A 12126-nucleotide genomic window follows, 5' to 3' on the forward strand; every position below is an offset into this window, starting at 1 on the left:
GTCAGGGGTCGCGGGTGGGGGCCCTCAGGAGCTGGGCCGCGTCGAGCGCGGTGGCGACGCGGGCCGCGACGCTCTCGGCGTACACCGCCTCCGCGCGCTCGAAGGCCTCCCGCGACGGCCCGCGCAGGAAGGTCATCACGCCCAGCGTCCGCGCGCGCGAGCGCAGCACCGTGCACAGCGCGTGCACGGTGTCCTCGGGCCACAGCCGGTCCCGCGCCCACTGCGGCGCCCCCGTCCCCGGCTCCGCACCGGCACTGGCCCGCACCGAAGCGACCCGCTGGAGCGCCTGGAACGCCGGGTGCCCGTCCGGGTAGGGCACCGGGATGACGCCGCCCTGGGCCAGCGGTGCCGGCGCGCCGGCCGGGCCCGAGGGCGTGGCCGAGGCGCGCGCCAGCCGGGGCGGGTCGAGCGAGACCACCAGGTCGAACAGGGCGTGGTCGGCGAACCCGGCCAGGGCGAAGTCCATGTAGGAGGTCACGGCCTCCATCGGTTCCTCGCACTCCGCCGCCACCCGGTCCGCCCGGTGCAGCTGGCCCGACCGGAACCGCAGCCGCGCGGCCTCCTGCTCGGCCTGCTTGGCCTCCGTGATGTCCTGGAACAGCCAGCCCACGCCCAGCGGCACCGGCTCCTCCGCCAGCGGGGACCCCAGTCGCAGGAAGCCGCTGCGCCAGCAGCGCCGCTGCCCTCCCTCCCGCCGCTCCCGGGTCCGGTCCCCGGTGCGTCCAGCGGTCCGTTCCCCGGCCGCCCGCAGCGTCACCCACAGCTCGACCGGCTCCGGCGGCGGCCCCTCGCCCAGCACGTGCTGCAGCGCCGCCTCCAGTTCCTCCACGCCCTGCGACAGCAGCTCACCCAGCGGCCGGCCCAGTACCTCCGTCCGCCGCACGCCCAGCGCCCGCGCCGCCCGCGCGTTCACCACCGCGGGCCGCAGATCCGCGTCGACGAGGACGACACCCCACGACGCGTCGTCGAACAGCGCCTCGCTCAGCGCGATCGACCGCTCCAGGTCGATCTGCGTGTGCACCTCGCTGAACGCGCAGTACACCCCGGCCGGCCGGCCGTCGGCGGCTCGCACCCCGGCCGACTGGGTCCTGACGAGCACCCGCCGCCCGTCCTTGGTCAGCAGCGCGAAGTCGTGCACCTGCCGCCCCGGCGTGTCCATCGCCGACAGCAGCCGGGTCTCCACCTCGTCGGCGTCGGCGGCCCGCGCCGCCCATCCGGCGAAGCCGCGCCGTCCCACGGCCTCCTCGGCGGTCCAGCCGAGGATCCGCTCGGCCTCACGGTTCCAGTGGGTCACCACCCCGTCGGCGTCGAAGGCGCACAGCGCGGCGTCCATCCCGTCCAGGAGCGCCGCCAGCAGATCGGAGTCCTCACGATCCGGTTCCTGGGGTCCCAGGGCGTCGGCCGTTCCCGTACTCCGCGAAGCACTCACCAGGCACCCCCTTGCAGGCCGTCACCGCACATACCGCGTGTACCGCACAAGTGACATTGAACTCGAACGTGACCCACACCACACCCCCTTCCCGAAAAACAGTTGATGCGTGCGCCGTCGGTTCCTAGGGTGGGGCCAACGCTGAAAGGAGGTGGTCTGGAAGTGGTTTCATTTCGGACGCGTGAGGTGACTGCGGGCTGACGCCCGTTGTCGCACTCTGTGCAGCGCCGGGACCCACCGGCCAATCCAACGCAGTCACCCGACCCGCGGGCTCGCCGGTACGTCCGGCCGGCTCCCCCTCCAGGGGATCCCGAGCCCGCGGGTTGTCCGGTTTCCGGAACGTTTTCGGGCCCCGGGGCCCCTCCGGCGCCCCAGTCTGCCTCCTCCGTCGCCCCGGTCCTCGCTCAGGGGCTGAGGCGGTCGATCCGCCAGCCCTCGCCGCCGTCCGTGAGCCGCGTGTAGCGCAGCCGGTCGTGGAGCCGGTTCTCGCGGCCCTGCCAGAACTCGACGGCCTCGGGGAAGACCCGGTAGCCGCCCCAGTGCGGGGGCACCGGGACCTGGGTGCCCTCGGGGTAGCGGGCGGCGAGTTCGGCGTAGGAGCGGTCCAGTGCCTCACGTGAGGGCACGACCGTGGACTGGGCGCTGGCCCAGGCCCCCAGCTGGGAGCCGTGCGGGCGGCTGCGGAAGTAGGCCGCGGTCTCGTCCCGGCCGGTGCGCTGCGCGGTGCCGGTGACGATGACCTGGCGGGCCAGGGTGAGCCAGGGGAAGATCAGGCAGACGGCGGGATTGGCGTCCAGTTCGATGCCCTTGCGGGAGCCGTAGTTCGTGAAGAAGACGAAGCCGCGCCCGTCGTAGCCCTTGAGCAGCACGGTGCGGGAACTGGGGCGGCCCTCCGGGTCGGCACTGGAGACGACCATGGCGTTGGGTTCGTAGAGCCCGCCCGTGGCGGCCTCCCTGAACCAGTGGTCGAACTGGTCCATGGGACTGGCGGCCAGTTCGGTCTCCGCAAGCCCTTCCGAGACGTAGTGCTTGCGCATCGCGGCGGGGTCGAGTTCCTGGCGGTCTTTCTGCACAGGCTCATCCTGCCCCATCGGCCGAATCTGCCCGGCACCAAGTCCCGCCAATCCTGTCGGCGGGGATCAGGTTCATGTGCAGGACATCACGCTTCCCGCCACCGGTGGAACCCGACAGAATCGCGGGGTGGCCCGCTGTGGTCCCCGCACATTGCGTCCGTGCCGCGCGCTTGGATGATCATCCGCCGCACGGGGCATCACCGAGGCATCGCGGGCATCGCACGCCCGGCCGTTTCCAATCGCTTTCCCTTGCCACCCTGTCTTCCCGTCGCACACATCATGAGGAGCCGCCTGATGTCCGACTTCGTACCCGGACTCGAAGGAGTCATCGCGTTCGAGACGGAGATCGCCGAACCGGATAAGGAAGGCGGCGCGCTCCGGTACCGAGGCGTCGACATCGAGGATCTGGTCGGCCATGTCTCGTTCGGCAACGTGTGGGGCCTGCTGGTGGACGGGGCGTTCAACCCGGGCCTGCCGCCGGCCGAGCCCTTCCCCATCCCCGTGCACTCCGGTGACATCCGGGTGGACGTGCAGTCCGCGCTGGCGATGCTGGCGCCGGTGTGGGGCCTGAAACCGCTGCTGGACATCGACGAGGAGCGGGCGCGGGACGACCTCGCGCGGGCGGCGGTCATGGCGCTGTCGTACGTGGCGCAGTCGGCGCGCGGCCAGGGCCTGCCGATGGTGCCGCAGCGGGAGATCGACAAGGCGCAGTCGGTGGTCGAGCGGTTCATGATCCGCTGGCGCGGCGAGCCGGACCCGAAGCACGTGGCGGCGGTGGACGCCTACTGGACCTCGGCAGCCGAGCACGGCATGAACGCGTCGACGTTCACGGCGCGGGTCATCGCGTCCACGGGCGCGGACGTCGCGGCGGCGCTGTCGGGTGCGGTCGGGGCGATGTCGGGGCCGCTGCACGGCGGCGCCCCGTCCCGTGTGCTCGGCATGATCGAGGAGATCGAGCGCACGGGCGACGCGACCGCGTACGTGAAGCAGGCCCTGGACAAGGGCGAGCGGCTGATGGGCTTCGGGCACCGGGTGTACCGGGCCGAGGACCCGAGGGCCCGCGTCCTGCGGCGCACGGCACGGGACCTGGGGGCACCGCGGTTCGAGATCGCGGAGGCCCTGGAGAAGGCGGCCCTGGAGGAGCTGCACGCGCGGCGGCCCGACCGGGTGCTGGCGACGAACGTGGAGTTCTGGGCGGCGATCGTCCTGGACTTCGCCGAGGTCCCGGCGCACATGTTCACGTCGATGTTCACCTGCGCGCGGACCGCGGGCTGGTCGGCGCACATCCTGGAGCAGAAGCGGACCGGGCGGCTGGTGCGCCCCTCCGCGCGGTACGTCGGTCCCGGCCCGCGCAACCCCCGGGACATCGAGGGCTACGAGGACATCGCCCACTGAGCCACCCCAGGTCACCTTGAGCCACCCCGGGGCACCCCGGGGTGGCTGAGTCACCCCGGGTTGCGCGATCGTCCGCGGAACCCGTGCACCGCCCCGGTGCGGCCTCCGGCCGCCCGGGGCGGTTCAGCGTTGTGCAGGACGCTGACCCGCCGGAGTGCCGGGGGCGCCGGGCTCGGGAGCGCCGAGGAGCCCGTCGACGACGGTCGCCCACTGGGCGACGACCCGCTCGCGGCGGGCCGTGTCGTCCGTGAGGAGATTGGCGAGGCCGAGGCCGCGGGCCATGTCGAGCAGTCCCTGGATGGTCTCGCGGACCCCGGGGAGCGTCTCGTCCGCGCCGAGGAGCTCGACGGCTATCCGGTGGGTCTCGCGGCCGACGCGGGCCTCCAGCTCGGTGACCCGGCTCCGGAGCGGCTCCTCGTTGGACGCGGCGACCCACAGGTGGAGGGCGGCCCGGAAGAGCGGCCCGGTGAACAGCTCCACCAGGGCACGCAGGACGGCTTCCCGGGGGGCCGGGGCCGGGGGCCGCCCGTGGCCCCCGGCCGCGCCGCGACCGGCGCGGCCGTCGGTGAACAGGGTGCGCAGGGCCTGCGAGCGTTCCTCGGCGACGTACTCGACGGCGGCCGTGAACAGGTCCTCGCGGGTCGGGAAGTGGTGCTGCGCCGCGCCCCGGGACACCCCGGCGCGCTCGGCGACGACCGAGACCGTGGAGCCCGCCCAGCCGTGCTCGGCGAGGCAGGAAACGGCGGCTTCCAGCAGGCGCTGCCGGGTGGCGCGGCTGCGGTCCTGTTTGGGCGCGCGGTTCCCCGCGGCGGGGGGCGGCGTCCCGGTGTGCCGCGTCCCGTGCGGCGTCCCGGCGTGCGGCGTCACAACGTCCATGCGGGGTCCCGTCGTTCGAGGAAGGCCGTCATGCCCTCGCGCGCGTCCGGCGAGGCGAAGAGCGCCGCCGAGCGTGCCGCGAGGGTGTCGGCCTGCCGGTCGAGGATGTCCAGCACCTTAGCCGTGACCAGCCGTTTCGTTTCCGCCAGGGCACCGGGGGCGGACCGCCGCAGCCCGTCGAGTACGGGTTCGAGTGCCGCGTCGACGTCCTCGGCCGCGAGGGTGACGAGTCCCGTGCGGGCCGCCTCGGCGGCGTCGAAGCGTTCGCCGGTGAGGAAGTAGCGCGCGGCGGCGCCCGGGTCCATCCGGGGCAGCAGCGGCATGGAGATGACGGCGGGGGCGACCCCGATCCGCACCTCGGTGAAGGCGAAGGAGGCACCGGGCCCGGCGGCCGAGATGTCGCAGGCGCCGAGCAGTCCGAGTCCGCCCGCCCGCACATGGCCGGTGACGCGGGCCACCACGGGTTTGGGCAGTTCGATCAGGGTCCGCAGGAGGCCGGTGAAGGCCGCCGGGTCCGGTGGCTGTCTCAGGTCCGCGCCCGCGCAGAACGTCGTGCCGGTGTGCGTGAGCAGCACCGCTCGCACCCCGGGGTCCTCGGCGTACGCGTTCAGTGCCTCGCTCAGCTCGCGCACCAGGTCGGCGGAGAGCGCGTTGCGGTTGGCCGGGGAGTCCAGGATGAGGGTGGCGATGCCACGGTCCTGCGCGATCGCGGTGACGGTCATGCGGGCTCGGTGCTCCTTTCCCGTGCGCGCAGTTCGCGGCGGAGGATCTTGCCGGACGCGGCGCGGGGAACGGCGTCGGTGAATTCGACGCGGCGGACCTTCTTGTGGGGGGAGACCTGTCCGGCGACGTGGGCCATGACGTCGTCCCCGGTGAGGGCTGCGCCGGCCTCGCCGGCCTGCCGTACGACGAACGCCTTGGGCACCTCGTTGCCGTCGGCGTCGTACACGCCGATGACGGCGGCGTCGGCGATCGCCTCGTGCGTGAGGAGAATCGCCTCGAGTTCGGCGGGGGCGACCTGGTAGCCCTTGTACTTGATGAGCTCCTTGACGCGGTCGACGACGTGGAGCCAGCCGTCGGCGTCGACGCAGCCGATGTCGCCGGTGTGCAGCCACCCGTCGGCGTCGATCATGGCGGCGGTCTCGTCGGGGCGGCCGAGGTAGCCCTTCATGACCTGGGGGCCGCGGATGGCGATCTCGCCCTCCTCCCCGATGCCGAGGTCCTTGCCGGGGCTGCCGGGCTCGTCCAGGCCGAGGATGCGCATCTCGGTGCTGGGCAGGAGCTTGCCGACGGCTCCGGGCGGGATGTCGTGGGAGTCGCGCGGGCAGACGTGGGTGCCCGGGGACAGTTCCGTCATCCCGTACGCCTGCATGACGGGCGGCAGTCCCAGTCGGCGGGAGCAGGCCTCGGCGAGCTCGGCGTCGAGCGGGGCTGCGGCGCTGATGATGTGGTCGAGGCTGGACAGGTCGTGGCCGTCGACCGCCGGGTGCTTGGCGAGGGCGAGGACGATCGGCGGGGCCACGTACAGCGCGGTGATGCGGTGGGTCTCGATGGCGGTGAGGAACTGCTCGAGGTCGAAACGGGGCAGGACGACGACGGTGACGCCCTGCCGCAGCGGGGCGTTCATCAGCGCGGTCAGCCCGTAGATGTGGAAGAACGGCAGCACCGCGAGGATGCGGTCGCCGGGCCGGGCGGGCATGACGGGCTGGAGCTGGGCGAGGTTGGTGGCGATGTTGCGGTGGGTGAGCATGACACCCTTGGGGACGCCCGTCGTACCGGAGGAGTAGGGGACGGCCGCGAGGTCCACGGCGGGGTCGATCGTCACCTCCGGTTCGGGGGCGGTGCAGGCGAGCATGTCGAGGATCGAGCGGTGGCCCCCGCCGCCCGTCTCCGGCTTGTCGCAGATGAAGATCTCCTCGATGCCGCCGGCCAGTTCGGCGGCCCGGCGTGCCGGGTCGAGCAGCGGGGAGACCGTGACGATCCAGCGCGCCGAGGAGTCCGCGAGCTGTTTGGCGAACTCCTCGGGCGTGGACAGCGGGTGGACGGTGGTGACTGCGGCGCCGGTCCGGGTGGCGGCGTAGAACACCGCCGGGTAGGCGATGGTGTTGGGGCTGTGCAGGGCGACGATGTCGCCCTTGCGCATGCCGGCCTCCGCGAACGCGGCGGAGATCCGGCGGACGAAACCGTCGAGCTGTCCGTACGTCAGCGTCATGCCGCTGACGCCGTCGATGAGCGCGGGCGTGTCGCCGAACTCGGCGGCGCGCCCGAGCACGGCCTCGTGGATGGGCTGGTCGACTACGGGGACGGGCGGGTACTCGCTGATGAACACCATGTGCGGTCGGTCCCTTCGACGCGTGGGTGGTGCGTGCGCGGCCCTGAGCGAGTTCAGGGTCTCGTTCCCTAGTACGACTTGGGGAGACCCAGTGACTGGTGCGATACGAAGTTGAGGATCATCTCCCGGCTGACCGGGGCGATACGGGCGACCCTGGAGCCGGTGATCAGCGAGGCGATGCCGTACTCCCGGGTGAGGCCGTTGCCGCCGAGGGTGTGGACGGCCTGGTCGACGGCGTGCGCGCAGGCCTCGGCGGCCGCGTACTTCGCCATGTTGGCGGCCTCGCCCGCCCCCATGTCGTCGCCCGCGTCGTAGAGCGCGGCGGCCTTCTGCATCATCAGGCGGGCGAGTTCGAGCTCGATGTGGGCCTGGGCGAGCGGGTGCGCGATGGCCTGGTGGGCGCCGATGGGGGCCTTCCACACCGTGCGGGTCTTCGCGTAGTCGACTGCGCGGGCGAGCGCGAAGCGGCCCATGCCGAGCGCGAACGCCGCCGTCATGATGCGCTCGGGGTTGAGCCCGGCGAACAGCTGGAGCAGGCCCGCGTCCTCGTCGCCGACGAGGGCGTCCGCCGGGAGGCGTACGTCGTCGAGGACCAGCTCGAACTGCTTCTCCGGGGCGGCGATCTCCATGTCGATGCGGGAGCGGCTGAACCCGGGCGTGTCGCGGGGCACGATGAACAGGCAGGGCTTGAGTTTGCCGGTGCGGGCGTCCTCGGTGCGGCCGACGATCAGGGTGGCGTCGGCGATGTCCACGCCGGAGACGAAGACCTTGCGGCCGGTGAGCAGCCAGTCGTCGCCGTCGCGGCGCGCGGTGGTGGTGATGCGGTGGGAGTTGGAGCCGGCGTCGGGTTCGGTGATGCCGAAGGCCATCTTGAGGGAGCCGTCGGCCATCCCGGGCAGCCACTGGCGCTTCTGCTCCTCGGTGCCGAAGCGGGAGATGACGGTGGCGCAGATGGCCGGGGAGACGATCATCAGGAGCAGCGGGCAGCCGGCGGCGCCGAGCTCCTCCAGGACGATGGCCAGTTCGGTGATGCCGCCGCCTCCGCCGCCGTACGACTCGGGGATGTTGACGCCGACGTATCCGAGCTTGGCGGCCTCGGCCCACAGTTCCTCGGGCTGGGTGCCCTGCTCGACGGTGTTCATGAAGTACTCGCGGCCGTAGCGGTTGCCGAGTGCGGTGACGGCGGCGCGCAGGGCCTTGTGCTCGTCGGTCTCGATGAGGGCGCTGGCGGTGGTGGTGGTCATGAACGGTCCTCCTGGGCTTCGGCTTCGGTGACGACGGCGAGAAGGGCGCCGACCTCGACCTGCCGGCCCGGCTCGGCGTGCAGGGCGGTGAGGGTGCCGGCGGCGGGGGCGGTGATGCGGTGCTCCATCTTCATGGCCTCCAGCCAGAGCAGGGGCCGGCCGGCCTCGACCCGGTCGCCGACGGCGAGGCCCTCGGCGATGCGGACGACGGTGCCGGGCATGGGGGCGAGCAGTGAGCCGGGTTCGCGGTGGTCGGTGGGGTCGGGGAAGCAGAGCAGGGCGGTGAGCGCGGTGGTTCCGGCGTGGACGCGGTCGCCGTGCACGGTGATCTCGTACGGTCGGCGTACGCCGTCGATCTCCAGGACGACGAGTCGGGGGGTGGCCCTTACGACCCGTACGCCCGGCGCGTCCTCGGGTGCGAGGCCGTCGCGGGTGTGCCGGTAGCGGACCTCGTGCTCGGTGCCGTCGGGTTCGGTGCGGTAGCGCCTGGTCTGCGGCTGCGAGGGCACGTTGCGCCAGCCGCCGAGGGAGCGGACGCCGGAGGGGGCCCGTCGCCCGGCGGCGTCGGCGAGTGCGGCGGCGAGCGGCGCGTACGGGTCGTGGACGACGGAGGTCAGGTCGTCGAGGTGCCGGTCGTAGAAGCCGGTGTCCATCCGGGCCCCGGCGAACTCCGGGTGCCGCAGCGACCGTACGAGCAGGTCCCGGTTGGTGACCGGGCCGTGCACGCGGGCCCGTTCCAGCGCGGCCGCGAGCCGGCGCACCGCCTCCGCGCGGGTCGGGGCGTGGGCGACGGCCTTGGCCAGCATCGCGTCGTAGTGCACGCCGATGGTGTCCCCGTCGGCGTACCCGGTGTCCAGGCGCACCCCTTCCGGCACGGACAGGTGGTGCAGGGTGCCGGTCTGCGGGGCCCAGCCGGCCGCCGGATCCTCGGCGTACAGCCGGGCCTCGACGGCGTGACCCCGCGGGGCGGGCGGCTCGGCATCGAGCGGCGCCCCCTCGGCGACCCGGATCTGCAGGGCGACCAGGTCGAGGCCGAAGACGGCCTCCGTCACCGGGTGTTCGACCTGGAGGCGGGTGTTCATCTCCAGGAAGTGCGCGGCCCCGTCCGCGACCAGGAACTCCACGGTGCCGGCCCCCCGGTAGCCGGTCGCGCGGGCGGCCCGTACGGCGGTGCTGTGCAGGGTGGCGGTGAGTTCGGGGGTCAGCCCGGGCGCGGGCGCCTCCTCGATCACCTTCTGGTGGCGGCGCTGGAGGGAGCAGTCGCGGGTGCCGAGCGCCCAGACCGTGCCGTGCGCGTCCGCCATGACCTGCACCTCGACATGGCGGCCGCCCTCGACGTACGGCTCGACGAACACCTCGCCGTCGCCGAAGGCGCTCAGCGCCTCCGCCCGCGCCGCCTCCAGCTCGCCCGGCAGGTCGGCGAGTTTCCGGACCACGCGCATGCCGCGCCCGCCGCCGCCCGCCGCGGCCTTCACCAGGACCGGCAGGTCGTCCTCGCTGACGGCGTCCGCCGCGAGCGGCGCGAGTCCCATCAGTTCCTTGGCCCGCGTCTTGGAGGCCATCGCCTCGATCGCCTCCGGCGGCGGCCCGATCCACACCAGGCCCGCGTCCATGACGGCCCGCGCGAAACCGGCGTTCTCGGACAGGAAGCCGTAGCCGGGGTGGACGGCGTCCGCGCCGGCCGCGAGCGCCGCCTTCACGACGAGGTCGCCGCGCAGGTACGTCTCGGCGGGCGAGGAGCCCGGCAGCCGGACGGCCAGGTCGGCGGTGCGGGTGTGCAGCGCGTCCGCGTCGGCGTCGGAGTGCACGGCGACGGTGGTGATGCCCAGGTCGCGGCAGGTACGGAAGACCCGGCAGGCGATCTCGCCGCGGTTGGCGACCAGCAGGGTGTTGATCGTCGTCATTGTCGTCCCCGTCGTTTCGGTCGTCCCCGACGTTTCAGCCGTCCCCGACGTCCCCGTCGCTTCAGTCGTCCTCTTCGTCATGGAGGGCCTCACATCCGGAAGACGCCGAAGCCGCCGCGCGCGCCCTCGAACGGGGCGGTGTGGACGGCGGACAGGCACAGGCCGAGGACGGTACGGGTGTCGCGCGGGTCGATGACGCCGTCGTCGTACAGGCGCCCGGACAGGAACATGGGCAGCGACTCCGACTCGATCTGCTGCTCGACCATGGCGCGCAGCGCGGCGTCCGCGTCGTCGTCGTACGGCTGTCCCTTGGCCGCCGCGGACTGCCGGGCGACGATCGACAGCACCCCGGCGAGCTGCTGCGGTCCCATGACGGCGGACTTGGCGCCGGGCCAGGCGAAGAGGAAGCGCGGGTCGTAGGCGCGGCCGCACATGCCGTAGTGGCCGGCCCCGTAGCTCGCCCCCATGAGGACGGACAGGTGCGGGACGCGGGAGTTCGACACCGCGTTGATCATCATGGCGCCGTGCTTGATGATTCCGCCCTGCTCGTACTCCTTGCCCACCATGTAGCCGGTGGTGTTGTGCAGGAACAGCAGGGGCACGTCACGCTGGTTGGCGAGCTGGATGAACTGCGCCGCCTTCTGCGACTCGGCGGAGAACAGCACGCCCTGCGCGTTGGCGAGGATGCCGACGGGGTAGCCGTGGACGGCCGCCCAGCCGGTCACCAGGCTGGTTCCGTACAGCGGCTTGAACTCGTCGAAGTCGGAGCCGTCCACCACCCGGGCGATCACCTCGCGGGGGTCGAAGGGGATCTTCAGGTCGCCTGGGACGATACCCAGCAGCTCGTCCTCGTCGTACTTCGGCGGCGCGACCGGGCCGGACGGATCGGGGTGCGCCTTGCGCCAGTTCAGGCGGGCCACGGTCCTGCGGGCCAGGCGCAGCGCGTCCGGCTCGTCAATGGCGAAGTGGTCGGCGAGGCCTGAGGTCCTGGCGTGCATCTCGGCGCCGCCGAGCGATTCGTCGTCGCTCTCCTCGCCGGTCGCCATCTTGACCAGCGGCGGGCCGCCGAGGAACACCTTGGAGCGCTCCTTGATCATGATGACGTGGTCCGACATGCCGGGGACGTACGCGCCGCCGGCCGTGGAGTTGCCGAAGACGACGGCGACGGTCGGGATCCCTGCGGCGGACAGCCGGGTCAGGTCTCGGAACAGCGCCCCGCCCGGGATGAAGATCTCCTTCTGGGAGGGCAGGTCGGCGCCGCCGGACTCGACGAGGTTGATGACCGGCAGCCGGTTGGCGAACGCGATCTCGTTGGCGCGCAGCGCCTTCTTCAGCGTCCACGGGTTGCTGGCGCCGCCGCGCACGGTCGGGTCGTTGGCGGTGACCAGGCACTCGACGCCCTCGACGACACCGATGCCGGTGACGAGGGAGGCGCCGACGGGGTAGTCGCTGCCCCACGCGGCGAGCGGGGACAGCTCAAGGAACGGGGTGTCGGGGTCGAGCAGCAGCTCGATCCGCTCGCGGGCGAGCAGCTTGCCGCGCCCCCGGTGCCGGGCGACGTACTTCTCACCGCCGCCGGCCAGCGCCTTGGCCTGCTCGGCCGCCAGTTCGTCGAGCTTGGCGAGCATGCTCGCGCGGTGGGCGGCGTACTCGGGGTCCTTCGGGTCGAGCGCCGAGGCGAGAACGGTCACGCGGTCACCTCCGGTGAGGGGGAACCATGCCGGCCGTCGTCGCCCGCCGCCTCGGCGGCGTCGGGCACGGCGGTCGGCGCGGCGGCGGGGGTCGGTGCTGCGCCCGGCGCGGGGACACGGGTCGGTGCGGCGGTCGGTGCGGCAAGGGTCGGCACGGCGGTCGGGGGCATGCCGGTGGGGGT

The 12126-nt window shown here is 73.1% G+C and carries 10 protein-coding genes; 1 reads left to right on the forward strand and 9 read right to left on the reverse strand.

Features of this window, described 5'->3' with window-relative positions; genetic code table 11:
- Position 1: 1 nt before the first annotated feature.
- On the reverse strand, positions 2–1429 hold the full coding sequence (locus GUY61_RS26195) for a PAS domain-containing protein (RefSeq protein WP_166632705.1): 1428 nt from the start codon (positions 1427–1429) through the stop codon (positions 2–4).
- Between the two features lie 404 nt (positions 1430–1833).
- Entirely contained in the window at positions 1834–2520 is a 687-nt protein-coding gene (gene pdxH / locus GUY61_RS26200; protein WP_166632706.1) for a pyridoxamine 5'-phosphate oxidase, read from the reverse strand.
- A 276-nt stretch (positions 2521–2796) separates the two neighbouring features.
- On the opposite strand from pdxH, the gene GUY61_RS26205 reads away from it, so the two are divergent.
- Positions 2797–3897, forward strand: coding sequence for a citrate synthase 2 (locus tag GUY61_RS26205; RefSeq protein WP_166632707.1), 1101 nt, complete (start codon positions 2797–2799; stop codon positions 3895–3897).
- 123 nt (positions 3898–4020) lie between these two features.
- Here GUY61_RS26205 and GUY61_RS26210 read toward each other — a convergent pair whose 3' ends face one another.
- The 7 genes from GUY61_RS26210 to GUY61_RS39290 all read right to left on the reverse strand — a co-directional run.
- A complete protein-coding gene (locus GUY61_RS26210; protein WP_166632708.1) occupies positions 4021–4773 on the reverse strand; it encodes a TetR/AcrR family transcriptional regulator in 753 nt (250 codons plus the stop codon).
- Positions 4761–5495 carry an enoyl-CoA hydratase family protein gene (locus GUY61_RS26215; RefSeq protein ID WP_166632709.1) on the reverse strand — a complete coding sequence of 245 codons (735 nt, stop codon included), beginning with the start codon at positions 5493–5495 and terminating at the stop codon, positions 4761–4763. The genes GUY61_RS26210 and GUY61_RS26215 overlap by 13 nt, the downstream gene beginning before the upstream one ends.
- A complete protein-coding gene (locus GUY61_RS26220) occupies positions 5492–7105 on the reverse strand; it encodes a 4-coumarate--CoA ligase family protein (protein WP_166632710.1) in 1614 nt (537 codons plus the stop codon). Before GUY61_RS26220 ends, GUY61_RS26215 begins: the two co-directional genes overlap by 4 nt.
- A 68-nt stretch (positions 7106–7173) precedes the next feature.
- Positions 7174–8349 (reverse strand): acyl-CoA dehydrogenase family protein, encoded by a 1176-nt coding sequence (locus GUY61_RS26225; RefSeq protein ID WP_166632711.1) that lies wholly within the window; start codon positions 8347–8349, stop codon positions 7174–7176.
- Entirely contained in the window at positions 8346–10253 is a 1908-nt protein-coding gene (locus tag GUY61_RS26230) for a biotin carboxylase N-terminal domain-containing protein (protein WP_166632712.1), read from the reverse strand. Before GUY61_RS26230 ends, GUY61_RS26225 begins: the two co-directional genes overlap by 4 nt.
- 89 nt (positions 10254–10342) lie before the next feature.
- A complete protein-coding gene (locus GUY61_RS26235; protein ID WP_166632713.1) occupies positions 10343–11944 on the reverse strand; it encodes a carboxyl transferase domain-containing protein in 1602 nt (533 codons plus the stop codon).
- The coding region (locus GUY61_RS39290; RefSeq protein ID WP_208106479.1) for a hypothetical protein at positions 11941–12126 on the reverse strand (186 nt) is incomplete at its 5' end. The genes GUY61_RS39290 and GUY61_RS26235, both read right to left, overlap by 4 nt.

Source organism: Streptomyces sp. GC420, assembly GCF_009916105.1.
Taxonomy (GTDB): Bacteria; Actinomycetota; Actinomycetes; order Streptomycetales; family Streptomycetaceae; genus Streptomyces.

Excerpts from the sequence above, each read along its gene's own strand:
- GUY61_RS26215 (WP_166632709.1), bottom strand. The coding sequence starts at position 5,495 with ATGACCGTCACCGCGATCGCGCAGGACCGTGGCATCGCCACCCTCATC.
- GUY61_RS26225 (WP_166632711.1), bottom strand. The coding sequence starts at position 8,349 with ATGACCACCACCACCGCCAGCGCCCTCATCGAGACCGACGAGCACAAG.
- GUY61_RS26210 (WP_166632708.1), bottom strand. The coding sequence starts at position 4,773 with ATGGACGTTGTGACGCCGCACGCCGGGACGCCGCACGGGACGCGGCAC.
- pdxH (WP_166632706.1), bottom strand. The coding sequence starts at position 2,520 with ATGGGGCAGGATGAGCCTGTGCAGAAAGACCGCCAGGAACTCGACCCC.
- GUY61_RS26230 (WP_166632712.1), bottom strand. The coding sequence starts at position 10,253 with ATGACGACGATCAACACCCTGCTGGTCGCCAACCGCGGCGAGATCGCC.
- GUY61_RS26220 (WP_166632710.1), bottom strand. The coding sequence starts at position 7,105 with ATGGTGTTCATCAGCGAGTACCCGCCCGTCCCCGTAGTCGACCAGCCC.
- GUY61_RS26205 (WP_166632707.1), top strand. The coding sequence starts at position 2,797 with ATGTCCGACTTCGTACCCGGACTCGAAGGAGTCATCGCGTTCGAGACG.